Annotated in this window: 20 protein-coding genes; 11 read left to right on the top strand and 9 right to left on the bottom strand. The window is 58.6% G+C overall.

The window, feature by feature from the left end:
* Positions 1-83 precede the first annotated feature (83 nt).
* On the top strand, positions 84-980 hold the full coding sequence (nhaR, locus tag ACVWSC_RS10200; protein ID WP_442113517.1) for a transcriptional activator NhaR: 897 nt from the start codon (positions 84-86) through the stop codon (positions 978-980).
* Here the strand turns inward: nhaR and ACVWSC_RS10195 are convergent.
* Positions 970-2,124 (bottom strand): MFS transporter, encoded by a 1,155-nt coding sequence (locus ACVWSC_RS10195; RefSeq protein WP_442113516.1) that lies wholly within the window; start codon positions 2,122-2,124, stop codon positions 970-972. The two genes, nhaR and ACVWSC_RS10195, sit on opposite strands and share 11 nt — an antisense overlap.
* A 215-nt stretch (positions 2,125-2,339) precedes the next feature.
* Here ACVWSC_RS10195 and sstT point away from each other — a divergent pair, with 215 nt between their 5' ends.
* Both sstT and ACVWSC_RS10185 read left to right on the top strand, forming a co-directional pair.
* Positions 2,340-3,551 (top strand): serine/threonine transporter SstT, encoded by a 1,212-nt coding sequence (gene sstT / locus ACVWSC_RS10190; RefSeq protein ID WP_442113515.1) that lies wholly within the window; start codon positions 2,340-2,342, stop codon positions 3,549-3,551.
* A 96-nt stretch (positions 3,552-3,647) separates the two neighbouring features.
* Entirely contained in the window at positions 3,648-4,292 is a 645-nt protein-coding gene (locus ACVWSC_RS10185) for a YceH family protein (protein ID WP_442113514.1), read from the top strand.
* Positions 4,293-4,449: 157 nt separating this feature from the next.
* Here the strand turns inward: ACVWSC_RS10185 and ACVWSC_RS10180 are convergent, their stop codons facing one another.
* The 4 genes from ACVWSC_RS10180 to ACVWSC_RS10165 all read right to left on the bottom strand — a co-directional run bounded on the left by ACVWSC_RS10180 (position 4,450) and on the right by ACVWSC_RS10165 (position 12,964).
* On the bottom strand, positions 4,450-5,151 hold the full coding sequence (locus ACVWSC_RS10180; RefSeq protein WP_442113513.1) for a PspA/IM30 family protein: 702 nt from the start codon (positions 5,149-5,151) through the stop codon (positions 4,450-4,452).
* A 27-nt stretch (positions 5,152-5,178) separates the two neighbouring features.
* Complete coding sequence (locus ACVWSC_RS10175) at positions 5,179-10,164, bottom strand: DNA repair ATPase (protein ID WP_442113512.1); 4,986 nt, start codon at positions 10,162-10,164, stop codon at positions 5,179-5,181.
* Between the two features lie 114 nt (positions 10,165-10,278).
* Positions 10,279-12,306, bottom strand: a complete 2,028-nt coding sequence (locus ACVWSC_RS10170; protein ID WP_442113511.1) for an SPFH domain-containing protein — start codon at positions 12,304-12,306, stop codon at positions 10,279-10,281.
* 37 nt (positions 12,307-12,343) lie between these two features.
* Positions 12,344-12,964, bottom strand: a complete 621-nt coding sequence (locus ACVWSC_RS10165) for a hypothetical protein (RefSeq protein ID WP_442113510.1) — start codon at positions 12,962-12,964, stop codon at positions 12,344-12,346.
* A gap of 507 nt (positions 12,965-13,471) precedes the next feature.
* Between ACVWSC_RS10165 and ACVWSC_RS10160 the strand changes: the two genes are divergently transcribed.
* Positions 13,472-14,607 (top strand): IS3 family transposase gene (locus ACVWSC_RS10160; protein WP_442108379.1). Its coding sequence is split into 2 segments (ribosomal slippage): positions 13,472-13,745 and positions 13,745-14,607, totalling 1,137 coding nucleotides; the frame shifts between segments, so codons are not numbered across the junction.
* Between the two features lie 124 nt (positions 14,608-14,731).
* On the opposite strand, the gene ACVWSC_RS10155 is transcribed toward ACVWSC_RS10160, so the two are convergent.
* A complete protein-coding gene (locus tag ACVWSC_RS10155; protein WP_442113509.1) occupies positions 14,732-15,550 on the bottom strand; it encodes a shikimate 5-dehydrogenase in 819 nt (272 codons plus the stop codon).
* A gap of 134 nt (positions 15,551-15,684) precedes the next feature.
* Here ACVWSC_RS10155 and ACVWSC_RS10150 point away from each other — a divergent pair, with 134 nt between their 5' ends.
* On the top strand, positions 15,685-15,867 hold the full coding sequence (locus ACVWSC_RS10150) for a hypothetical protein (protein WP_442113508.1): 183 nt from the start codon (positions 15,685-15,687) through the stop codon (positions 15,865-15,867).
* A gap of 562 nt (positions 15,868-16,429) precedes the next feature.
* Here the strand turns inward: ACVWSC_RS10150 and ACVWSC_RS10145 are convergent.
* Together ACVWSC_RS10145 and ACVWSC_RS10140 are read right to left on the bottom strand one after the other, a co-directional pair.
* The gene (locus ACVWSC_RS10145; protein ID WP_442113507.1) at positions 16,430-16,966 is read right to left on the bottom strand and encodes a hypothetical protein; all 537 of its coding nucleotides are present in this window, start codon (positions 16,964-16,966) and stop codon (positions 16,430-16,432) included.
* A complete protein-coding gene (locus ACVWSC_RS10140) occupies positions 16,944-17,096 on the bottom strand; it encodes a hypothetical protein (RefSeq protein WP_442113506.1) in 153 nt (50 codons plus the stop codon). The genes ACVWSC_RS10145 and ACVWSC_RS10140 overlap by 23 nt, the downstream gene beginning before the upstream one ends.
* 135 nt (positions 17,097-17,231) lie before the next feature.
* On the opposite strand from ACVWSC_RS10140, the gene pbpG reads away from it, so the two are divergent.
* Positions 17,232-18,152, top strand: a complete 921-nt coding sequence (pbpG, locus tag ACVWSC_RS10135) for a D-alanyl-D-alanine endopeptidase (protein ID WP_442113505.1) — start codon at positions 17,232-17,234, stop codon at positions 18,150-18,152.
* Between the two features lie 40 nt (positions 18,153-18,192).
* Here the strand turns inward: pbpG and ACVWSC_RS10130 are convergent, their stop codons facing one another.
* On the bottom strand, positions 18,193-18,648 hold the full coding sequence (locus ACVWSC_RS10130; protein WP_442113504.1) for a hypothetical protein: 456 nt from the start codon (positions 18,646-18,648) through the stop codon (positions 18,193-18,195).
* A gap of 260 nt (positions 18,649-18,908) precedes the next feature.
* Between ACVWSC_RS10130 and pvdM the strand changes: the two genes are divergently transcribed.
* The 5 genes from pvdM to ACVWSC_RS10105 all read left to right on the top strand — a co-directional run bounded on the left by pvdM (position 18,909) and on the right by ACVWSC_RS10105 (position 25,593).
* Entirely contained in the window at positions 18,909-20,270 is a 1,362-nt protein-coding gene (pvdM, locus tag ACVWSC_RS10125; RefSeq protein ID WP_442113503.1) for a pyoverdine-tailoring dipeptidase-like protein PvdM, read from the top strand.
* A 15-nt stretch (positions 20,271-20,285) separates the two neighbouring features.
* Positions 20,286-21,566 carry a pyoverdine-tailoring periplasmic protein PvdN gene (gene pvdN / locus ACVWSC_RS10120; protein ID WP_442113502.1) on the top strand — a complete coding sequence of 427 codons (1,281 nt, stop codon included), beginning with the start codon at positions 20,286-20,288 and terminating at the stop codon, positions 21,564-21,566.
* Between the two features lie 31 nt (positions 21,567-21,597).
* Entirely contained in the window at positions 21,598-22,500 is a 903-nt protein-coding gene (gene pvdO / locus ACVWSC_RS10115; RefSeq protein WP_442114285.1) for a dihydropyoverdine dehydrogenase, read from the top strand.
* 80 nt (positions 22,501-22,580) lie between these two features.
* The gene (locus ACVWSC_RS10110; protein WP_442113501.1) at positions 22,581-23,915 is read left to right on the top strand and encodes a lysine N(6)-hydroxylase/L-ornithine N(5)-oxygenase family protein; all 1,335 of its coding nucleotides are present in this window, start codon (positions 22,581-22,583) and stop codon (positions 23,913-23,915) included.
* A 31-nt stretch (positions 23,916-23,946) separates the two neighbouring features.
* Positions 23,947-25,593, top strand: a complete 1,647-nt coding sequence (locus ACVWSC_RS10105; RefSeq protein WP_442113500.1) for a cyclic peptide export ABC transporter — start codon at positions 23,947-23,949, stop codon at positions 25,591-25,593.
* The last annotated feature ends 116 nt before the right edge of the window (positions 25,594-25,709 follow it).

The following is a 25,709-nucleotide window of genomic DNA, read 5'->3' as shown; positions in this document are numbered from 1 at the left end:
TGGGGATTCTAAATATCTCGATACATCAGGAAAATTCGTATTTTCAGCAGTTATACTTCGGTTTTTTCGATTCGGGAAACGCCATGCTCAACTACCGACAGCTGCATTACTTCTGGGTGGTGGCGCGCACCGGCAGCATCGTGCGGGCCGGCGAGCAACTGAACCTGACGCCACAGACCATCAGCGGACAAATCAGCCTGCTTGAGCAGACCTATGGCATCGAACTGTTTCGCCGGGTTGGGCGCCAACTGGAACTGACTGAAAGTGGTCGCCAGGCGCTGACGTATGCCGAGCAAATGTTTCAGATTGGCGGTGAACTGGAGGCAATGCTGCGCACTCGCCCGGATGAACAGCAGATTCTGTTTCGGGTCGGGGTGGCCGATGTGGTGCCCAAATCCATCGTTTACCGCCTGCTGGCACCAACCATGGCCATGGAAGACGCCCTGCGCCTGAGTTGCCGTGAAGACAAACTCGAACGCCTGCTGGCTGACCTTGCGATTCAGCGCCTGGACCTGGTGATCTCCGACAGCCCCATGCCCAGCCACCTCGACATCAAGGGCTACAGCCAGCGCCTGGGTGAGTGCGGCATCAGCTTTTTCGCCACCCCGGCGCTGGCGGCGGAACTGGGCAAGGACTTTCCCGCCTGTCTGCAACACGCCCCGCTGCTGATTCCCGGCCAGGAAACCGTGGTGCGCAGCCGTCTGCTACGCTGGTTTGCCGAGCAGCAGATTCAGCCGCGCATCGTCGGTGAATTCGATGACAGCGCCCTGATGCAGGCGTTCGGCCAGTCCGGCAGCGGTATCTTCATCGGCCCCAGCGTGATTGCCGATGAAGTCTGCCGCCAGTACGGCGTAGAACGAATCGGCGAGACCGACGCGGTGATCGAGTCGTTCTACGCCATTTCGGTGGAACGCAAGGTCAAACACCCCGGCATCATCGCGATCACCGAAGGCGCCCGCCGCCAACTGTTCAACTGGTAACCGTGGCGCTGCGCATGCGCATCAATGCCAGCGCCAGTATCACCGAAGCACCGATCAATACGGCCGCGGCGTAACCAAGCCCGGCCAGGCCGACAGTATCGATCACCCGGCCGCCAATGATTGCCCCAAGGCCAATGCCCAGGTTGCCACCGGCGATGTTCAATGAGGCGGCAAAGGCTGGTGCCTGCGGGGCCGCCTTGATCAGGCGAACGTGGCTGACCAGAAACAGCGCCGCCTGGCTCAGCCCCCAAAGGGCCAGCGCAGCGATCAGACCGTAGGTTGAATGAATGCTGGGTACCAAAACAATCAGCCCGACCAGCAGCAACGCGCAAAAGCCGGCAGAAGCCAGCAATGGCTGGCGATCGACGGCACGCCCGCCCAGGCTGTTGCCGATCAGCCCCACCGCGCCGAAGCCCATCAAGTACCAGCCCACCCGCGTCCCATCGAACCCGGCCAGGCGTTCCAGGATGTCCGCCAGGTAGGTGTAAGCGGTGAACATGCCGCTGAACACCAGCACCGAGAGCAGCACATGCCCCTGCAACAGGCGGCTGCGCAGCACCCCAAACTGCCCGCGCAGCGAAGTGGCCTGGCTTTGCCGCGGCGTATGCGGCAGGTAGCGGTACAGCAGCAACGCTTTGGCCAGTGCCAGCACGGCCAGCAAGGCGAACGCCGCCCGCCAGCCCAACGCATCGCCCACCAACGTGCCGACCGGAATACCGAACACCGTGGCACACACCACGCCAAAGCTGATTTTGGCAATCGCCCGCCCGGCGTACGCGGGCCCGACAATGTCCACTGCCGTTTCACTGGCCAGCGCCCAGAACACCGGCAAGCCCAAGGCTGGCAATAGCCGCGCCACCGCCATCACATAGATGTTTGGCGCCAACGCCGCCAGGGCATTACAGGCGGCAAACAGCAACAGCACCCCGACAAACAGGCGCTTGCGCTCGAAACGCGCGCACCAGGCGGTCAGAAACGGGCCGAAGCAGGCCACGGCAAAGGCAAACAGCGTCACCAGCAGCCCGGCCTGGGGCACACTGACCGCCAAGTCACGGGCGATCCCCGGCAACAACCCGACAATCACAAACTCGGTGGTCAACACAGTGAAGCCGGCCGCCGCCAGCAACAGAATCGGCAATAACATCTACACTCCAGCGTTCTAGACATCGACGGCGCCAGGCCGTTTACAAGGGGCGCGCATACTACACCCCCACCCTACCGTCTGACACAGGGCAAGGACCAAGTGTGACGCGCTGTGCTAAAGTCGCGCCCCTTTCATGCCCCTGATCGCCTGACGCCCCTTATTTTCCGGCGTGGCAATGGGCTGACTGCCCTCTACAAGACTGAGAAACACCCGACATGACACCTGTTCTGAAACTCTTGAACCGTACCAGCCTGGTACTACAGATCATGATCGGCCTGGTGGCCGGTATCGCCCTGGCCCTGATCGCCCCCGACGTTGCCTTGAGCCTGGGCTTTGTCGGCAAGGTTTTCGTCTCCGCCCTGAAAGCAGTGGCGCCGATCCTGGTCTTTATTCTGGTCATGGCGTCTATCGCCAACCATAAACACGGCACCGAAACCCATATTCGCCCGATCCTGGTGCTGTACCTGCTCGGCACCTTCGCGGCGGCGGTGGTTGCGGTGGTTGCCAGCATGCTGTTCCCGTCGAGCCTGGCCTTGAGCACCTCGGACGTCGCCCTGAGCGCACCGGGCGGCATCACCGAAGTGCTGCAAAGCTTGCTGCTCAGCGTGGTCGACAACCCGATCAGCGCCCTGATGAACGCCAACTTCATTGGCATTCTGGCCTGGGCCATCGGCCTCGGCGTGGCCATTCGCAACGCCGGGCAAACCACGCGCACCGTGGTCGAAGACCTGTCCAACGGCGTAACCCTGATCGTGCGAGTGGTGATTCGCTTCGCCCCGCTGGGTATTTTCGGCCTGGTCGCCTCGACCCTGGCGCAGTCTGGCCTCGACGCCCTGCTCGGCTACCTGCACCTGCTGGCCGTACTGATCGGCTGCATGCTGTTCGTGGCGCTGGTGGTCAATCCGCTGATCGTGTTCTGGAAAATCCGCCGCAACCCGTACCCGCTGGTGTTCCTGTGCCTGCGCGAGAGCGGCATCACCGCATTCTTTACCCGCAGCTCGGCCGCCAACATTCCGGTCAACTTGGCCTTGAGCGAGCGTTTGGGCCTGCATGAAGATACCTATTCGGTATCGATTCCACTGGGCGCAACCATCAACATGGCCGGTGCTGCAACCACGATCACCGTATTGACCCTGGCCGCCGTTCACACCCTGGGCATCGCCGTCGACATCCCTACGGCGATCCTGCTCAGCGTGGTGGCTGCTGTCTGTGCCTGTGGTGCCTCGGGTGTTGCCGGTGGCTCGCTGCTGTTGATCCCGCTGGCATGCAGCCTGTTCGGTATTCCGAGTGAAATCGCCATGCAAGTTGTTGCCGTAGGTTTCATCATCGGCGTACTGCAGGATTCGGCAGAAACTGCGCTGAACTCCTCCACCGACGTGCTGTTCACCGCCGCCGCGTGCATGGGCGAAGAGCGCAAAGCTGCCTGAAGTTGACCCGCAGCCGGTGCGTCCTGCACCGGCTGCTTGTGTTTTACCCTGTCGCGCACCTAGGCTAGAGGCCTTACATTGCACAGAGACAGGGCCATGTCCGACGCTATCGAATCCTCCTCCGAAGCCCGCTTCAACAGCACCGAAATCCGTGTGCTCGGCTCCCTCATCGAAAAACAGGCCACCAGCCCGGAAACGTATCCGCTGACCCTCAACGCCCTGGTGCTGGCCTGCAACCAGAAAACCAGCCGTGAGCCGGTGATGAACCTCAGCCAAGGCCAGGTCGGCCAGGCCCTGCGCGCCCTTGAAGGCCAAGGCCTGACCCGTCTGCAGATGGGCAGCCGTGCCGACCGCTGGGAGCAGCGCGTGGACAAGGCACTCGAGCTGGTACCGGCGCAAGTGACGCTGTTGGGTTTGATGTTCCTGCGCGGTCCGCAAACCATCAACGAACTGTTGACCCGCAGCAGCCGCATGCACGAGTTTGAAGACGCCGAGCAGGTGCTGCATCAGCTGGAGCGCTTGATCGCCCGCGGCTTTGCCTTGCACCTGCCGCGTCAGGCCGGGCAGCGCGAAGACCGCTACACCCATGCCTTGGGTGATCCGGCAGAAATCGACGCCATCCTTGCTGCACGCCAGCAAGGGCCGGAGCGCAGTGCTGGTGGTTCGGTGTCGCTGGAGCGTATCGAAGCTCTGGAGGCGCGGATTGCCGCCTTGGAAGAGCGCTTGGCAGCGCTGGAGTAGAGCCCCTCACCAAGAACTGTGGGAGCGGGCTTGCCCCGCGACAGGATGTAACTGACAACCTTTTCATCGCTACACAAGTCAGGCAGGCACACCGCCGCTCCCGCACCTCAGAACCTAGCCCGCAGGGCCAGGTCCCGGCCGTCTTACCCGCAGGGTATTACTGCGCGCTGTTGCTCTTCTTTGCCTTCAGGCGGGCCAGAACATCGCCACCGGCATTGGGCTTGGTACCGATACCTGCCTCTTGCAGGCGGCGATCCAGATCGCCGCCATTGGCTGCATCCGCCATTTCTTCAGCCGCTTCCATACGGGCGTCTTGCTCGTCCTGACGCTGCTTGATGCGGGTTAAGGAATCTACTGCGGTGGCAACCTTACTGCTCGCACCGGAAGTAGCAGTGGCGGTAGCACCACGAGCTTTCTGGACAACCTCACGCGCTTTGGTCATTTCAATCTGCTGCTTCAGTCCCTTGATCTGAGTGTCAGCCTTGGTAACCTGAGCGTGGAGCATCTCAACTTGCTTGCCGAACTGATTAGCCAGGATTTTCTCCTGATCACGCAAACCTTCGATCTCGGCAACCTTATTGGCGCACTCGACAGCCAGATCTTCGGCCCCCTTGTTCAGGGCTGCCATGGCCTTGTTTTCCCAGCTGGAGATATCAGAGCCGTAGGCCTCCAGGCGCTGCAGGGACATTTTGTGCTTGGCCTTGATTTCTATCAGGCTGTTACGTGCTTTCAGTACCGCAGCATCAGCATCGCGCTGCTCTTGCTCCAGGATGCGAATTGCATTTACATCGACGATGGCCTCGCCAACTTCCGATGCACCACCACGCAAGGCGGTAACGAGCTTTTTCCAAATGGTCACCTGAGAACTCCTGCCACAAATGTGCTGTTAGATAGTGAAGTGGTTTTCGTGGGCGTCGACGCCAGGCTTGGAGGTCGAGCCAAGCGCTCTCAGGCTCTCTCCAATGTCGTGGAGCTGGGCAACAACCCGTCCGCCTACGTCTTCATCACCCCCCATCGCTTTGCTGCGCTGGAAGTCGCGCTTGATCTGGGCCCAACGAGAGGCCTGGTCTGGGGTGAGCAAACCGCGGATCTCTTGAAGCTTCAGCAGGTTCTCTTCGGAGCCGGCGGACAAAAGTTGAGACTCGCCTTGGTAGTGATCTGCAACCACCTGCAGCAACTCCTGGGCGTTCATCACGGCCGAGACTTTCTCAGCCATCTTGTTCATGTTCCGATAGCTGCCCTGAAGCTTGAATGGCGGCTCGGTACGGTATTTGTCAGCTTGAGCCGCACTTGCGATGTACTGCTTGTTGACCGCCATGACCACATCGCGGATTTGAAGCAGACGGTGAAGCACGTCCGTGATTTCACTCACCTCGGCCGAGCTGTAGGCATGGCTCAGGTCGCTGGCGGTGAATGCCTTGCCCTGAGCATTATCGACAAACAGGTAGAGGTCTTTCATGTCACGGGTGGACAGCGGAGCGAGCACCGCGTTGGATGTCAGCGCGTTTTCGATGTAGCTCAACGCGAAGGTGTCTTCCATCCCGCCGAGGGTGTCACCAAGGTTGTAGATATCTGCTCTGTTGGCCAGCATGTCAGGGATTTTGAACACCTCGCCAGTTTCCGTGTACGGGTTACCTGACATCACAACGCAGAATTTTTTGCCGCGCATGTCATAGGTGTTGGTGACACCCTTCCACACGCCCTCAATTCGCCGAGTGCCGTCGCACAGAGAGATGAATTTCTGCAAGAACTCGGGGTTTGTGTGCTGAATGTCGTCCACATACAACATGACGTTGTTGCCCATGCGCAGGCCGAGGTTGAGCTTTTCGAGCTCTTGGCGAGAGGTTGCATCAGGGGCTTGAGCCGGATCCAGGGACCGGACTTCATGACCAAGGGCTGGACCGTTGATCTTCATGAAGATCAGACCCAAACGGCTGGCCACATACTCCATCAGCGTGGTTTTTCCGTACCCAGGTGGGGAAATGAGCAACAGCATGCCCATCAGGTCGGTTCGCTTGTTCTCGCCGACGGCACCCATCTGCTTGGCCAAATTATCCCCGATGACCGAAAGGTACACATCGTTGATCAGCTTATTCCTTACGAATGAGCTCAGAGGACGTGCCTTGAACTCAGAGAGACGCAGGCTCGCCTTCTCTGCCTGAAGGATGGACTGGCGCAACGCTTTGTACTTTTGCAATTGCGGCAGGAATTCAGTCGTGTGTCGAGCAAAGCGCTCACTGAAGTCGTCCACGCCAACCGCTAAGGCACCGCCCTGCAGTAGCTCGTGCTCACCCAGCAGGCCGGTCACCTGAGCACGATATTCGACATCACTGAACTGCCGCAAATCATCGGGCAACAGCGAAATTACTGCGGCCTCCCTGATAAAGGCTTTCAAATGGGCAATCGCAGGATCACTACCCACAAACCCGGTAAACCAGCGGATGGATAGAGAAAATGCTGCTCCAATCTCCCCATTCAGGGCTTCGATCGTGCCGTTGTAATCCTTCCAGGTATCAGTCTTCTCCAAGTGCGCCTTCAGCTGATCGTGAAGTACTTTGGCATATGAGCTAAACGTGACAGAGCCATCAGTTGAAACGAGGGTTTCAGCCAGATACTCAGCAGCTTGAGCGCATACAAAGTCGGTCGCAGGAATCGCTTGTTCTACCAGGAATACCTTCAGCCAGGCCACGATCACCGGTATCACATCGGCAAAACTATCGGATGTACCAAAGGCCTTGCGAATCTGGCGAGCGGAACGGGACAGCTCACACCATTGCCTGGCACTATGTGCATCCGTGTCAAGCACTCTCGCCCAAGCCAAGGCTGCAAGTGCGCGAGCGTCTGGGCCATACCGAAGGTTGCCGGCAGCAACGCGCAAGGGAAGCAAGTGGGCCAGGATCAAGGCAGCATCATGATCATGAATCCCCCTCTGGTAGCCTTCCTTGTATCGCGGGGCTGCAAAATCGCGAATAGCTTTAGTCAAATCATCGGGAGACTGAATCAGGAACTCAAGCGTTTCGATCTTCAAACCATCACGGCCAGCATCAGCGGCTTCCAGCACCTGGCCAGCCAGATATTCTCCTCGATACAGCGTGGAGGACTCTGACTCGACGCTGGACGTCCAGAATGGCCTTAATTCCAGCAACGCTGCATTGTCCAGCGGCTCCATGAAGTCCGTGCCGGTCAAGTGCAAGTTAAGGGTATCCCCGCGGGGCATCAGGGTGAGATCAAGGTCTTGGGTGTTGACGCTGAAGCGGTGCCGAGGCCCAAGCTTGATTACATTCCCGCCCTCGTCAAAAAGCTCGGTATTGTCACGCAGCGACCGAACCGCTTGATCCCGGGCGGCCTTAAGCTGAGATTCGACGTCGTCTGCTTTAACGGAGTCCTTGAGCTGACGAAGGCGGCTGGCCATATCCTTGATTTTGAGGATAAGGGGGTCGGAGGCAAAGAATGCATTGAGCGCTTCCATACCCTCTAGCCGCGCAACGCGCCGTGGGAGACTCTCAAGGATCCGGGATGATGCCTCGACCACTGCCTGAGCTCGCCGACTCCGCTCATCCAACAGGCTTTGCTTGTGTGACTCGAAGGTCTCGATCATCTCCTGACGCTTGTCCAGGATGCTGGTCAGAAACTCTTCATGCTCTGCGAATTGGCTTTCTAGTTCCTCGAGCTGGACAGTGAGCCTGGACAGATTGTCATCACAGCGCTCCGGATCTGTTGCAAGCTGCAGGGCGTTAGTAATGGCTTGCCCGAACAGCTTGAACTGCGCGCCGAACTGGGCGACTGCTTCGGCAGAACCAATGCTCTTGCGGAGTTTGTCGGCCTTCGCTCTCACCTGGTTCAATCGTGAGTAAACTTCAGAAATTGCGTCGACGATCTCAGTGCGCTGGGTGGCATCATCGATCTTCAGTGAGGCCATCAGCTTCGAGAGCATGTCGAGGTCACTGGCCATCTTGGCCAGCCCCTCAAGCGGCTCTTTGATCTGTACAACGGTTCGAGCTGCCAACGCCTGAGTTTCGAGGGTCTCAAGCTGGGTAGAAAATGGCTTTAGAGCGGCAGGGCTTGCCAGGAACGTAGCAGTGCTGGTGCCCACCTGGTCTTGTGCCAACAGCAGCTCACTCTCCATCGAGTCGACCTGAGCGGTGTCGATGTAGCGCAGATCCCGGATGGTCAGGAGGTGGCCACGGTGCCTACCGAGGTCGTTGAGCGCTTCGACGTATTCTTGAACCGCCTTCCAACCTCCCGACCGAACCCGTAGCAGAAGTTTCTTCTGTGCGGTGACAGCGTCTGCCAGAGCCGCATCCGATTGACGGCGAATGCTTTGAACCTTCTCAAACTCGTCGAGGATCTGCTCGCTGGTCTCAGACACGTCATGCAGTAGTGAACCAAGACCCTGGACCTCCGATGAGTTCAGCCAGTGATAGGCATCGAGAATCTTTCTGGTGCTCTGACACAGCTTGCTATACCGCTGCACACTCACAGCCGGGGTTTCAATGTCACGCACGAGTTCATGAAGGTCTGAGATGCCACGGACAAGATCGGCATTGCCAATTCTGCCGATGAAACCGTCACGAGGGGCCTGGCTAGCCGCAAACTCATCTGTGTAGAACGGTGTCGCCCACACAACCATAGGGTGAACGCGAGTGGGTTCAACTCCTTCAGCAGAGAAAATGACCATTCGGCCATCCTCCAGACGCGCGTATCCATGACCGAGCAGAGGATTCTGCAGACTTCGGGTGATCATGTTGTAGGTCAACAGCGCAGATCTGCCGTGCACGGGCTCATAGAACGAATATTGAACGTCTTCACCATTGGGGCTTCGAGCGGAGCGCTTAAAGCGCATGCCTTTCATATCCTGGTCGAAGGTTTTATGGTCACCATTCTGAAGGTAGTAACCGCCCGGGAAGATAATCCCATGGTCTTCTGGAAGCTGCAGGCAGGCCTGGCCAATTGCGTCAATGCGCAATGCCTTACGGGTCACCGTATTGAAGACGATGTATCGCCATTCGGTTTCCCGATAGGGAAGAATTTTGAGGAGGAGCAGGCTTCCTAACCTCGCATACTCAAACTGACCGTCACTCAACGATTGATTGGGATCGTTGACGGGCTCCGAGTAGATGCCCTCACCAGCCTGCGTGTTGTTCTCAATCTTGATGGTGAGGTCGCCACCGATGGTATCGACGAATACGGTGTCAAGAATGTTGATGTGGCCATGCTTTCCGGTCACAACCCTATCGCGGCTGGACTTCTGCCATTCAAAGTCAAACTGAGCCGGAAGCGACATATCCTGCGCACCACGGCTATCAATGTACGTGACTTTGGTACCGGCCTCGGTAATAGCCCAGCGGAACACACGGATGTCAGTTAGCTTTTCGCCGATCTGGAAGCTTGCGAGGAGTTTCTCGTCACGAACAGCCAGCTGCAGGAGCTTGGTGCTCTTGTAGTAGGTGTAGAGTTCAGTGAAGTCTCGAACGAATGCTGGCTGGTTAAGGAACGAATCAGCGATCGGAGCTGGCTCAGCCTCGTATCCGGCCTCGGTGCCGGACAGTTTGTACAAAGAAAAAACGTCGCCAACGGCCGTATCTTGCTTCAGACCAATGAAGACGTTGTAGCCGAACAGCAGGCTGTCACCCACCCGTACAATGTCGCGGGCAGTGCAGTTGTTCTCAGTCCGGATTCGGACCCTGCCCAGAACTTTCATCTGGGTTTCGCCAAACTCTGCCAACCGCTGTGTATTCAACGTGTCGGCCGCCACCGTGAGACGCTGCCCTTGATCCTTGAGTCGCTTATTCAGCACCTCATAGGCACCACCTTGCGCGACTGCTTTATCCAGAGCAGCGGGTGTGGCGGTTTGGCTTTGGAGATCCGACATATGTGCCCCTGACCTGTTCGGCTGAATTGGAAGGGGTATGTCCGCTCAAGTCGAGGGCATGCCACATCCGATAGAGAAAATAAAACCTCCCGGCGAACCGGGAGTGAGACACGCCTAGGACGCTGCTTTAGGCTCGGAGCGAGGGGCCACTGGAGGCTTCGTAGCCGCACCACGGCTAGCCAGCGCACCAATGGCGCCCTGCACAATAGGACTACGGCCCATGCCATCGAACAATTTGCCGATACCCAGGCCGGCCGCAAGTTGCTCGGACACGTTGGTAGCCGAACCGCCGATGATCTCGACCTTGGCACCTTCCAAAGCCGCCGCCAGGACGGCAGCGCTTTCCTGAGCGATGTCTTTTGACACAGCAACCTGAGCAAGCACTTGTTCTTGAGTGGATTGCAGTTCCATGCGGAACTCTTCGTGAGCGCGCGCCTCCTGGCTGAGACTATTGAGGGCCTGGAACTTCTCAGTTAGACCTTTCGCCTCTGCGGTGTAGCGCGACTCAATCACCGCTGACTCAGCAAGACCTTCAGCTTTGGTGGCTGCTGCGTTGGCCTCACCCAAGGCAGTACGGCCGCGAGCTTCGGATGCCATTCGAAGTTCGGTGACCTCAGCTTCTGCAGTACCCACTGCCTTGATAGCCTCGGCACTTGCGACACGAACCTTGGCCTCGGCCAGGCCTGGGGCAGCAGCTTCAGCCTCGACGCCCTGCGCGATTGCTTTCTTGGCCTCAGCACCTTTCTGCGCTGCATCCAGTTCAGCTTCGGCCGTGGTGGTCACTGCACGTGCAAGGTGCTCTGCCGACTCAGCTTCGGCCTTGGCTATTGCAACCGTCGCAACCTTGCTTTCTTGAGCTTTAGCTTCGGCCGTGGTGGTCACTGCACGTGCACGGTACTCTGCCGACTCAGCTTCGGCCTCGGCCATTGCAACCGTGGAAACCTTGCTTTCTTGTGCTTTAGCTTCAGCTTCAATCACACGGACCTGGCGCAGCCGGTCGGCCGCGCTGACTTCACGAACTTCGTTGATGGCTTCTTCTTCAATCGCAACCGTCTTGTCGATCGCAATTCGTTCACGAACGACTTCCGCAATCTCGGTTTTCTTCTTCTCGACCTCGCCATCGGCATCGATCTGCCGGGACTGCACTTCACGCTTGCTTTCGACCTCTGCCAACAAGCGAGCCTTGTTCACACCTTCCTCGACAACAACAACGGCAGCGCGGCGAGAGGCCGAGGCCAACTCCACCTCACGGGTCTGGCCCTCCTCTGCCACTTGGATCTTGGTGTCGGTGTCGACCTCGGCTTGGCGGGTTGCGAGGCGAGTCTCTTGCACTACGATCGCAGAGGCCGACTCAGCGCGCGCTTGCAACTCGGCGATTTCCTGCTTGGATTTCGCCTGAGCTTCAGCCTGACGACGATCAAGCTCCAGCTCTTTCTCTTTGGAGTCAACGTTCTGCTCTTTGATCTTCAGATCACGCGTTCGCTCAATTTCATTAGTATTGATGTTCTGCGCAGAAGTTAACTCCACAATGGTCTTGATGCCTTGGGCATCAATGATGTTGTTGGGGTCAAGATGTTCACGCGGAGTTTGCTCGAGATGGTCAATTGCGACGTCCTCCAGCGCGTAGCCATTCAAGTCTTTACCGATGGCCGTGACAATATCGTCGCGAAATTTAAGGCGGTTCTGAAACAGATCCAGCAAGTCGTGCTGACGCCCGACCGACTTGAGGGCTTCACTGAACTTGGCCTGAAACAGCTCACGAATCGCCCTAGGATCAGACGCTCGTTGAACACCAACAGCCTTTGCAACTTTCAGTACGTCATCTGCACTTTCATTCACGCGAACGTAGAACACAACATCGATGTCGGCGCGTAGGTTGTCTTGGCAGATCAGGCCTTCATTAGCCCGGCGTGACAGTTCAATTGGGACCAGACGCAGAGGCATCTCCTCAGCACGATAGATGATCGGATAGACCATCGCGCCGGTGAAATGGACCTTTGGGTGGGATGAAAGGTCGTTCACGATCAGGGCAATGCCTTGGTCAACCTTGCGATAAAAAGCCTTGAACATGACGAGCGAGCCAACCAGCAAGACAACAACCACCACGATCCCAATGAAGAATGGAGCAATTAAATCATTCATAGTGTATTTTTCCTAAGCAGTATTAGTCAGGGTCGTCTTAACGATTGAAGTCTTCTTCGCCAATAACGATGTAGCAGTTTCTCTCCGCTTGATACTCCAGTAGCGCCACCCGGTCACCGCGGAGGAAAGTTGCGCCGTTCATTGTGCGGACGTTGAGGATCATGCCAGCGCCACCATCTTCAAGAATGACCACACCCTCTTCGCCGGTAACCGAACCGCTTCGAACAGTTGCGATGTGACCGATTATTGATTTTGCGGTGGGTGCAGCGATCTTCTTGAACAGTGGGCGCAATGGTTTAAGCAGTAATCCTGCAATGAACGTTCCTACAACCGCCGCTACAGCGGAAGCGCTGAGACCAGCAATCAAAGATACAATTCCCGATGGAATGTGTTCTAGGAAATATATATCGAGAAGGTAAATCCCCAACCATGCAAACAGTGATACCAGGGTGAATGCTATGGTAAGAGGAACGCCATCAAGTCCAGCCCTCATCAACAACCCGCCTAATCCATCGAATACTCCATCGGCGTCGACATTATACGACTCAACTTCAGCGACGCCGAAGATAGCGACAACCCAATAAATAATAGCAACGCATAGAACGAAGCTAAAAATAATAACGGGAAAAGACAGGGACACTTCGACAAACCGATCCATTTAACCTCCACACAAGACACCTAAAGACCCTTCGAACAAGTCCGTAGCGTTGAAAATCACCAAGAGGCGTCTGCGACCGTTGCGATCATCAACGGTTATTTGCAGGGAACGAGGACAGAGGAAAAACCAGTTGTTCGCTGGCCGACATTTCTTCTATTCAGTAAATAACTTAATTTTTCTATTTATATCGTATTTCACAGATACGTTATGTAGGAAATATCCCAGGACCACACAGGAAGCATCCTGTATCACTGTAGTCGCTGCTCTTGATATCTTTTGATGACTGAACTAACCCCGTTACCCAAGGCGGAATCCGTCAGGCCGCTTGCCAAGACCTGCTGCCCTATCTGTGGGAGCGGCGGTGCGGCGACCCGATTTACCCGCGAAGCAAACACTGCGGTGGATGGCACGGGCTCCGCCCGTGTTCGTGGCGGTTTGAACTGGCCTAATGATCCTGGACACCTCAATCGGGCGCTATGATGGCGCCCAAACCTGAGGTGTTTGGATATGCGTAATTCTTACTCGAGTGACTTCAAGCTACAGGCGGCCAGCATGGTGCTGGACGAAGGCCAATCAGTTCCACAGGTCTGTGCCAGTTTAGGCATTGGCCCTACAGCGTTGCGTCGTTGGGTCGATCAACTGCGCCAGGAGCGTCAAGGCTTAACCCCTGTGGGTGCCAAGGCAATAACGGCAGACCAGCAGGAAATCCAACGGCTCAAAGCCCTGCTCAAGCAGAAAGACCGGGATATCGAAATCCTAAAAAAGGCCAGCGCTCTCCTGCTTTTGGACGCCAAAGATCACTCGCGTTGATCGATGAGCTGGGTGAGCAATACGGCGTTAATGAGTGTTGTCGGGTGCTTGGGGTCAGCCGCAGCAGTTTCTACTGCTGGCGCCAGCGTAAGGACCGGCGTTACCCCGGACGGGAAAAACTCAAGGCCCAGTTGATCAGACATCATCGTGAGTCGAGAGGGGCGGCAGGTTCGCGCACCTTGGCCAAGATGCTGCAAGCCAGTGGACACCCAGTCGGCCGCTTCAAGGCGCGCCGCCTGATGCAAGAAGCTGGGATCAGCAGCCGTCAACGCAGACGCCACAAATACAAATCTTCAGGCGTTGAAGCCCTGACCGCACCGCACGAGCTCAAACGGCAATTCGATGTGCGGGCGACAAATGAGGTCTGGTGCGGAGATGTAACGTACATCAAGGCTGGTAAGCGCTGGCTGTACTTCGCGGCTGTCTTGGACTTGTTTGCACGGCGGATTGTCGGCTGGTCGTTCTCGATGATCTCGGATGCTGAACTGACCTGCGCGGCCTTACGCATGGCAACCGAGCTGCGCGGACGCCCCAAGGGTGTGCTATTTCACTCTGACCAAGGCTGTCAGTACACCAGCCACAAGTTCAGAAATGAGCTGCGCGAGCATGGGCACCGGCAGAGCATGAGCCGTAAAGGCGAGTGCTGGGACAACGCCCCGATGGAGCGGTTTTTTGGAAGCCTGAAATCTGAGTGGGTACCCGAAGATGGCTACGACTCGGAGCATGAGGCCCGAATGGATGTGCAGCGCTTTATCACCCGCTACAACACCACTAGGCCTCACAGCTACAACGGATACCGGTCGCCGGTCGAGGCAGAGAAGCTGGCGGCGTAAACCTTAACGGGTGTCCAGGATTACTTGACCAGTTCAGTTCGACGCCTCGATAAACCCGCTCCCACACAGGATGATCAAGACAGTTGCTCCCACTGAACAAGTCAGTTGCCACAGGAGCTGCTCGCTAGGCGCGGGCGAAATCTACCGCCTGCGCCACCTGCTCGGGCGTAGGCCGTACACCGGTATACAGCACAAACTGTTCCAAGGCCTGCAAAGCAATCACTTCCAATCCCGTGATCACCACCTTGCCCTGCCCTTCGGACTCGATGATCAACGGTGTCCTGGCTGGCATCGCCACCACATCGAACACCACCTGTGCCGCAGCAATCGCCTCACGACTGAACGCCAGCTGTTCAGCCTCAATGCCGCCGGCCATGCCAATCGGTGTCACGTTGATCAGCATGGGTGGGCACAGATCACCCAGTTCAGCCTGCCAACGATACTCACAACTGTCAGCCAGTTGCCGCCCGGCCTGTTCATTGCGCGCAACAATGATGCCCTGCGTAAAGCCAGCATCACGCAACGCACAAGCCACCGCCTTGGCCATGCCGCCACTGCCACGCAGGGCAAACGCGGTGTCTGGCGCCAGTTGATGCTGCTCCAGCAACTGACGTACGGCCAGGTAGTCGGTGTTGTAGGCCTTGAGCTGGCCGCCGTCGTTGACCAGGGTGTTGATCGAGGCAATGGCCGCCGCCGACGGGTCGATCTCGTCGACCAATGCCATACAAGCCTCTTTGTACGGCATCGACACGCCACAGCCACGAATGCCCAGCGCGCGTATCCCGGCCACCGCAGCCGGCAGGTCGTGAGTGGTCATGGCCTTGTAGTAGAAGTCCAGGCCCAGCTGTTGATACAGGTGGTTGTGAAAGCGCACACCAAAGGTGCCGGGGCGACCGGCCAGGGAAATGCACAGAACGGTGTCTTTGCTGGGAACGTGGGGCACTGGATTCTCCTTCGCAATCGATTGCGCATTATGCACCGCCGGGTCGATATCAGTGATGAGCACTATCACCTCGGTCGATTTCAAACCGCCAGCGACGCGACGTAAGGTAGCCCCATGAATCGCAGGAGAGTCCCATGACCCCTATCACCATCATGTCCGTCATCGGCAGCGCCGTTCCTGCCCCGTTCAGAGAACTGGGCCTGCTGGTGGTGTGGTACCTGACTCGCAATGGCGAAACCATTTCCGGGCCTTTGACCTCCCTGAGCGCCGCGCAGTCCCTGGCTTGCCAACTGCAAGACCACAGCCTTCACGCGTAAAAGGCCCACCAGATTCATCGTGCGTTGCTCCGCACAGCCCTTGCCCCGCCTTTTGGTGGGGCTTTTTATTGGCCAACTGCTGTAAGCCACAAGCACCTATCGAAGCGAGGGGAGGTGCCTGACGAGCTTATCTCGGTAGGAGCGGGCTTGCCCCGCGAAACGATGTAGCAAGCAAGCCTCTATCGCGGGGCAAGCCCGCTCCCACTCTGTTTGCGATGCCGATCTCACGCACTGGTTGCGGGACACTGCAATGCTGCCCTAGACGCTCTAGTTGCCAAAGCAAGTAAGGAGACTTCCCCCAAACCCGATTGGAGCGACAAGCCCCGAATCCGGCTTCACACGAAACTCGAGGAGCGGACGGGGTTAACGAACTCAACGGGTGGACACCATAATGGCAAAACGGTATCGTGCACTTATAAATGGTTAGAAATAGAAACTAGATTCGCCCCATTTATCAACCACAATAGTAAGGAAGCTTCATGTCGTCAATAACCGAACTGAAAGACACCATAGACACAAAAACTTTAAATCTTGTGCTTTTGACAATCGCCACCGGCGGAATTTATTCAATACTATGGCTGTACAAAATTCCCCAACGATCGCATCCATTACTAAAAAACCGATTGTAGACGACGCCTACATTATCTGGCTGGCTGTTTGCGTTGGCCTTAGCGGCGTGCTGGCCAGCACCGGCGAGGAAGCGTTTGATATTATTTCTGGCATTTTGACAATTTCCAGCGCGGTGCTCTATATCGTCTGGAGTTTCAAAGCAAGATCGTCGCTTCAAGAATACGCTCTTAACGAGCATAAAATTGATCTTCGCATGAATGCGTTTTACACATTCATTTTCCACGTTTACTACATAAACTACTGCATCAATGACTTGCCAGAAGCTAAACGCAAGCAAGACATTCTCATGAATCACCGGCCTACACAGGCGCAAAACTAACAAAGCCACAAAGAAGGGCACTGGTTTCGTGCCCTCTCTGGCAACGCCAGATACAACCATCCCAGACTTCAAAAGCAAATAAAAGTCCCCCGCCGAATAGCTCTTGGCTATTTGCATGCCCCCAACACTAAATTTGACCTTCAAAATCATCAGGCTGTTTTTTCTTCGCCCGCACCTTCAGTACGACTGCCGACACGCCTATGCCACGATGTGCCTCATGCCAGGCATGCACCTGGCATTCATTGCTGGGCAGCTCGGGCATTCTGTCCAGGTACAGCATTAAATTTCCTTCATCTTTGCCCCAACGATCACAGGCCAATCGACAGACTCTAGGCCATACTCCAGAATGCGAGCGTTTTTTTGGGGGAAAACCCTTGCACAGCCAACGAAATACCAACTTTTAGTGAGCCTCGACGTGAAAACCTCCCTTTCGATTCTAAGCCTGCTGCTGTTGCTCACCAGTACCGCGACTGTCCCTACGGCCACTGCTGCGCAACCCCCTGCCCAAGTGCAACGTGATCCTGCCAAGTTGCACCTGGCCTCCGGCGCTGCTCTGCTGATCGATCTGCAGACCAACAAAGTGCTGTACTCCAACAATGCCGACCGGGTGCTGCCTATCGCCTCGGTGACCAAGCTGATGACCGGCATGGTGGTGCTCGACGCCAAGCAGAACATGGATGAAATGCTCACCATGACCATCGCCCAGAACAAGGAAATGAAAGGCGTGTATTCGCGGGTCCGCCTGGGCAGCCAGCTCAGCCGCCTGGAAACCCTGCAGATCACGTTGATGTCGTCGGAAAACCGCGCCGCTTCGACTTTGGCTCACAACTACCCAGGTGGCTACAACGCCTTTATCAAGGCCATGAACGCGAAAGCCAAAGCCTTGGGGATGAGCAACACCCGTTACGTCGAACCCACCGGGCTGTCGGCCAGCAACGTCTCGACCGCCCGCGATCTGGGCAAACTGCTGATGGCTGCGCGCAATTACCCGATGTTGCGCGCATTGAGCACCACCCGCGAGCGGACGGTGGCGTTCAGCAAACCCAACTACACCCTGGGTTTTCGTAACACCGACCACCTGGTCAACAAAAGCAATTGGGACATCGACCTGACCAAAACCGGCTTTACCAACGATGCCGGCCACTGTCTGGTGCTGCTGACGAAAATGGACAATCGTCCGGTGGCGATGGTGATTCTCGATGCCTTCGGCAAGTACACCCACTTCGCCGACGCCAGCCGGATGCGCCAATGGCTAGAAACCGGCAGCACCAAACCGGCGCCTGCCGTGGCCATGCGCTACAAATCCGACCGTAGCCAGAACCGTCCTGCCGACTGAACACCAGGGCCTGTGCGCGCGGCGCCAGGCCCACCGCCCTTCACGCGCTGGTGCTGACCATGCTGCCCGCACCACCGCCACCACCTTTCAACAGGGCTTCGGCCAGTTGCGCGGTGGCTGTCATGAGTGCGCCCATGGTGGTACTGACCGCTGATTGCGCAGCAGCAACCGCGGTCGCCTTGGCGGTCGCTTCCATCTTGCTGGTCATGATCGACTGCAATTGTTTCTGCTGTTCGGCCAATTGCTTTTTCAGTTTCTCGATCATCTTGCGCAGTTGCTGGATATGAGCCGGCTCGGAGCTCTCACTGCTTTCGCTGGCGGCGCTGGACTGGGCTTTTTTTCCGTCTTGAATACCGGAAAAGCTCAGCGGCGAAGTGCCCGCTTCGCCTTCTGCCGGCACCGCTGGGTTCTGTAGGCCGCCATTGATGCTGACGGTCCCGAGGGTCGCGCTGTTCGCAGCGGCGCCAATGTTCGAAACGGCAGTGATGCCAACCATACGCTGATCTTCCTGTTGATCGATGGGTTTGCCTGTTTATCGGCCAGCACTCGCGCAACTTGAGTGTAGGAGCGGGCTTGTCCCGCGATGCGGTGTGACAGGACGAATGCCATCGCGGGTCAAGCCCGCGCCTACCGGCGGACGTTAGCCTCACCTAAATTTGGCGCCCCGCCACTCGTCCCTCCTGATACCCGAGCTTTGCCCCTGGCACCCCCACGCGCCGGGCAAGCCGTTCCAATCCGCTCAGCGTTGAGATGGCAATGACCAAGACTAAGCCCCGTTCCCGCAAAGCCTTGTATATCGGCTTGCCCCTTGTTCTGGCAGTCGCCGTGGGCGCCGCCGCAACCGGTTATTTCTACACCCAACAGAACGCCGGCTACCCGGGCAAGATCGTTGAGCAAGCCAACGCCCTGCACGAGCACATGCTGTCGTTCGACAGCCATGTCACCGTGCCACTGGACCTGGGCAGCGCCGGTAACGAAATCGACAAGGACGGGCCAGGCCAGTTCGATCTGGTCAAAGCCGGTAAAGGCCGCCTGTCCGGCGCGGCCCTCACCCTGTTCGGCTGGCCAGAGCTGTGGAACGGCCCCAATGCCCCGCACCGCCCGACCCCTGGCTTTGTCGACGAAGCTCGGCATCAGCAGGAAGTGCGTTACAAGATCATCAGCAACATGGTCCGCGACTTCCCCAACCAGGTGGGGATCGCCTACACCCCGGACGATTTCCGTCGACTCAACGGCGAAGGCAAGTTCGCGATCTTCATCAGCATGCTCAACGCCTACCCGCTGGGCCACGACTTGTCGCAGCTGGACCTGTGGACAGCGCGTGGCATGCGCATGTTCGGTTTCAGCTACACCGGCAACAACGACTGGGCCGACTCCTCGCGGCCGCTGCCATTTTTCAACGACACCGCCGATGCCCTCGGCGGCCTGTCACCGCTGGGCGAACAAGCGGTCAAGCGCCTCAACGCGCTGGGCGTGATCATCGATGTCTCGCAGATGTCGACCCTGGCGCTGGAGGATGTCGCCCGCCTCAGCCGTACCCCGATGGTTGCCTCACACTCGGCGCCGCGCGCACTGGTAGATATTCCGCGCAACCTCAGCGACAAAGAAATGCAGCTGATCAAAGACAGTGGCGGCGTGATCCAGGTGGTGGCCTTCGGCACCTACCTCAAGCCCTTGAGCAAGCCAACCCTGGACAAGCTCGAAGCCATGCGCGCCAAGTTCGACCTGCAACCGCTGCAAGGCCTGGCCAACGCGCTGATGCCGGGCGATGCGGTAATCGCCATCTGGCCTGAGTCGCGCTTTGGCGAATACGCCGGCAGCCTGTACGGCATCGTCGACGAAGAACCGAAAGCTACCCTCAAAGACTTTGCCGACGCCATCGACTACACGGTGAAAAAGGTCGGCATCGACCATGTCGGCATCAGCTCCGATTTCAACGACGGCGGCGGCGTCAATGGTTGGAAGGATGTCAGCGAAATCCGCAACGTCACCGCCGAACTGCTCACCCGCGGCTATTCCGAAGCCGATATTGCCAAGCTCTGGGCCGGGAACTTCCTGCGCGTCTGGGAGCAGGTACAGAAAGCCGCACACCCTGTCGCCAGCACCACTCAGCCTTGATCTGGACGCCCTTTCATGACCCATCGCCGTACCTTTTTGAAACACGCAGGCCTGCTCGCGGCCAGCCTGCCTTTGCTACCCCAGGCCCTGGCCGCAAACCCTGCACTGCCGCTGAACGGCGCAGACAAGTGGCGCAACCTGCGCCAACTGTTCCCGCAGACGCCTGAGGTGATTCATTTCTCCAACTTTCTGATCACCACCCACCCGAAACCGGTGCAGGACAGCATCGACCATTACCGCGCCGAGCTGGACCGCAACCCGGCCAAGTGGATGGACTGGCACAGCCAGTCGGAATGGAAGCGTGAAGCCGAAGTACGCGACTGGGCGGCCCGCTACCTGGAGGTCAAACCCCGGCAGATCGCCCTGACCGGCAGCACCACCGAAGGCCTGGGCATGATCTATGGCGGCCTGCAGCTGGCCGCACATCAGGAAATCCTCACCACCGAACACGAACACTATTCGGCCAACACCACCTTCGACCTGCGCGAAAAGCGCCAGGGCACCAAGGTACGCAAACTGCGCCTGTTCGATGACCCATGGAACATCTCCACCGACCAGGTGCTAAGCACTATTGACCAGGCCATCCGCCCCGAAACCCGCGTGCTGGGCATGACCTGGGTGCACTCAGGCAGCGGCGTCAAATTGCCCATTGGCCAGATCGGCGAGCTGGTGCGCAAGCACAACCGCAACCGTGACGAACAGAGCCGCATCATCTTCGTGGTCGACGGTGTGCATGGCTTTGGCGTCGAGAACATGCGCTTTGCCGAGCTGAATTGCGACTACTTTATCGCCGGCACCCACAAGTGGATGTTCGGCCCGCGCGGCACCGGGCTGATCTGCGCCGCCACGGAAAAAATGCCAGCCCACCTGGTGCCGACCTTTGCCACCTTCTCCGAAGACGAAGACTTCGCCACCATCATGACCCCTGGCGGCTACCACAGCTTTGAACATCGCTGGTCGGTGGGCAAGGCCTTCGAGCTGCACCTGCAACTGGGCAAGGCCGATGTGCAAGCGCGTATTCATCAGCTCAACGACTACTTCAAACAACGGGTGCTGGACCTGCCGCAGTTGCAGCTGGTGACCCCGCTCAGCAGCGAGCATTCGGCCGGCTTCACCTTCTTCCGGGTCAAAAAGCAGGAAGACCAGGACCCGTATGCCAACTACCTGATCGAAAACAAGGTGATGGTCGATGCCGTCTATCGCGATGCCGGCCCGGTGATCCGCACCGCGCCGGGGCTGCTGAACAACGAGCAGGAAATCGATCGCGCCCTTGCCCTGCTGCAAAAAAAATTATGAACCCATCAACGCAAGGAACCGCACGATGTCCATGAACCTGTCACGCCCGTTGGCACTGCTGGGCCTGCTCGGCTGCCTGCTCGCCACCCCCGCCTATGCCGCTCACGAGCACAAGCCCGGCGAGGTGTTCAAAGACTGCAAAGACTGCCCGGAAATGGTCGTGCTACCCGCCGGTAGCTTCCAGATGGGCAGTCCGGACAACGAAGTCGGGCGTCAGCCCGACGAGGGCCCGATGCACCTGGTGACGTTCAGCGACACCTTCGCCATCAGCCGTTTTCATGTCACCGCCGGTGAATGGCAGGCGTACCTGAAACAGACCGGCACGGTGATTGCCGACGGCGACGACCGCCCTGGCCGACGCTGCACCAACAGCATCCCCAGCTACAAGATCGACCCGAAAACCGCCGACCGTCACCCTGCCGTGTGCATGAGCTACAAAGACATCGAGGGCTATGTGGCCTGGCTGTCGAAAAAAACCGGCCACACCTACCGGATGATCAGCGAGGCCGAGCGCGAATATGCCGCCCGTGCCGGCAGCACCGGCCCCTTCCCGTTCCCCATGGACCCGGGCGCCGACTACGAAATCAGCCAGCACGCCAACGTCTACGGCCCTAAGGACGGCTTCAGCTACACCGCCCCGGTAGGCAGCTTTGCGCCCAACGCCTTCGGGGTGTACGACATGCATGGCAACGTCTACGAATGGACCGCCGACTGCTACCACGACAGTTACGTCGGCGCACCCAGCGATGGCAGCGCCTGGAAAGAACCTCACTGCGAACTGATGCAATTGCGCGGTAATGACTGGGGCGAGGCACCGGTGTTCTCGCGTTCCGCCAATCGCAACCAAACCTACCCTGAAGATCGCGGCGACTGGATCAGTTTCCGCGTCGTGCGCGAATTGCACGCTGACAACAACGCTAAATTCCACGGCTGACGGCTCGTTCTATCGGTGTACGTGTGCAGGACCCGGGCGCCGCCAGGCGCCCCACCTCCGACAACCCGAGGAATTGCCCCATGAGCCAGAACCGCACCCGCGAAACCCTCCACGACCTGATCGGCGTAGGCTTCGGCCCCTCCAACCTGGCCCTGGCCATTGCCCTGGAAGAACTGGCCGAAACCAACGGCTACGCCCTCGATGCGCTGTTCATCGACAAACAGCGCGACTACCGCTGGCACGGCAACACCCTGGCCACGCAAAGCGAATTGCAGATTTCCTTCCTCAAAGACCTGGTGTCCCTGCGCAACCCCACCAGCCCCTACAGCTTCGTCAATTACCTGCACCAGAAGCAGCGCCTGGTCGACTTCATCAACCTCGGCACCTTCTACCCTTGCCGCCTGGAGTACAACGACTACCTGCGCTGGGCCGCCGACCATTTCGCCACCCAGGCGGTGTATGGCGAAGAAGTGCTGCGCATCGAGCCGGTGCTGGACGCCGGCCGCATCAAGCACCTGGCGTTGATCTCGCGTGACGGCAACGGCCAGGAGCAACGGCGCCTGACCCGCTCTGTGGTGGTCGGCACCGGCGGCACCCCGAAAGTACCCGCCACCTTCGCCGCGTTCAAAGGCGACCCACGAGTGTTCCACCATTCGCGCTACCTGAGCAGCCTGGCAGCCCTGCCCTGCGCCGAAGGCAAGCCGATGCGCATCGCTATTATCGGTTCCGGGCAGAGCGCCGCCGAAGCGTTCATCGACCTCAACGACAGCTACCCGTCGGTGAAGGTCGACATGATCGTGCGTGCCTCGGCCCTCAAGCCTGCCGACGATAGCCCGTTCGTCAACGAGGTGTTCGCCCCGGAATACACCGACCTGGTGTTCAACCAGTCGCAGGCTGAGCGCAAGAAGCTGATCGACGAGTACCACAACACCAACTACTCGGTGGTCGATATCGACCTGCTCGAGCGCATCTACGGCATTCTCTACCGCCAGAAAGTCGCGCATCAGTTCCGTCACGCCGTGCTCTGCCGTCGCCAGGTGGACAGCGCCACCGCCACCGCACAAGGCATCGAACTGACCCTGCAAGACCTCGCCACCCACCAGTTGCAGACCCACCGCTACGACGCGGTAATCCTCGCCACCGGCTACGAGCGTCGCTCGCACCGCGAGCTGCTGGCGCCGCTGCAACAGCACCTGCACGACTTCGTGGTCGACCGCGACTACCGCGCCCTGGCCAGCGACGACCTGCAGGCAGCGGTCTACCTGCAAGGCTTCTGCGAGAACTCCCACGGTCTGAGCGACACCTTGCTCTCGGTGCTGCCAATGCGCGCCAACGAGATCGGCCAGTCGTTGTACCAGGCGCTGTCGAGCCAGCGTCCCGCGCTGCGTGAAGCCGCGGCAATGACCGGCGCCTGAGCGCCTCCGCGCCCGTATTCGAGGACGTTTCATGAGTTCGACCAAGGCTACTTCCCGTGAACTGCTGGCGATCCTGCGCCCGCTGCTGCCAATGCTGGCGATATCCATTGTGCTGGGCATTGTCGGTGGCCTGAGCGTCACCGCGCTGCTGGCCCGGATCAACGCGCTGATGCACAGCGGCGACACCATCGGCAGTGCGGTGATGCTCGGCTTTGCCGGGCTCTGCGCCCTGGCGCTGGGCTGCGCGATCGCTTCGAACATCGGCACCAACTATGTCGGCCAGCACGTGATTGCGCGCCTGCGTATTTCGTTGGGCGGCAAGGTGCTGTGCGCGCCGATCGAGCAACTGGAGCGCTACCGCAGCCACCGCTTGATCCCGGTGCTGACCCACGACATCGACACCGTCAGCGACTTCACCTTCGGGCTGCCGCAGTTGATTGTGTCGCTGACCGTGACCCTCGGTTGCCTCGGCTACCTGGCATTACTCGACCTGTCGCTGTTCCTGATCACCGCCACCGCTGTGGTGCTCGGTTGCATTGCCCAGTACGTGGCGCGCGGCTACGGCATGAGCGGTTTCGAGGCAGCGCGTGAAGAGGAAGACCAGCTGCAGAAGTACTACCGCAGCATGGCCGAGGGCGCCAAGGAACTGCGCATGCACCGCCAGCGTCGCCGCAACCTGTACCAGCAGCAGGTGGTGCCGACGGTGCAGCGCATCGCCGCGCTGCAGATTCGCTCGGTGAACATCTTCCTCAGCGCCAGCACCTTTGGCTCGCTGCTGTTTTTCATCGTCATCGGCTTGTGCCTGGCCGTGCAAACCTGGGGCACTGCGGTGCCGGCCGATGTGCTCAGCGGCTTCGTCATGACCCTGCTGTTCATGAAAGGCCCGATGGAATCGGTACTCAGCCTGCTGCCGCTGATCAGCCGCAACAGCGTGGCGCTCAAGCGCATTGCCGAGATGAACGCCAGCTTCTCCACCCCCGAGCCGTTCCTGCTGCCCGACCGCGAGACCGCACCGCGCCAGGCCCTGCACAGCCTGGAGCTGCGCGACGTTGCCTATGCCTTCCCCAGCGTCGACGGTTTGCCGCCGTTTACCATAGGCCCGTTCAACCTCAAGGTCGAACCGGGTGAACTGCTGTTTATCGTCGGCCACAACGGCAGCGGCAAAACCACCCTGATCAAACTGCTGCTGGGCCTGTACTCACCGCAGGCCGGCGAGGTACTGCTCAATGGCCGCGAGGTCGGTGCCGATCAGCGCGACGACTACCGCCAGTTGTTCACCACGGTGTTCGCCGACTTTTTCCTGTTCCAGGAATTGCTCGAGCGTAAAGGCGTGCTGCCGGAGCACACCCAGGCCTACCTGGAGCGCCTGGAGCTGGCGCATAAAGTGACCATCCGCGATGGCGCCCTGAGCACCACCGACCTTTCGACCGGCCAACGCAAACGCCTGGCGCTGCTGCATGCCTGGCTCGACGAACGCCCGGTGCTAGTGTTCGACGAATGGGCCGCCGACCAGGACCCGGCCTTTCGCAAGGTGTTCTACACCGAGCTGCTGCCTGACCTCAAACGCCAGGGCAAAACCGTCATCGTCATCTCCCACGACGACCGCTACTTCGACCTCGCCGACCAATTGATCGAGGTCCGTGGTGGCCAGCTCCATCCTCTGACCGAACGCGCCTGAGCCCTCAGGCGCGCGATTTCACCTGGCAGTGAAAAAGTTTTTCCGGTTTTTACCAGGCGATGCGTCTCTTAAACACGAACAACTCTCATTCACTTAAAATAAGTTCCTTCAAAGGA

This window comes from Pseudomonas sp. NUPR-002 (genome assembly GCF_056322725.1).
This window is presented reverse-complemented; position numbering and strand designations above follow the sequence as displayed.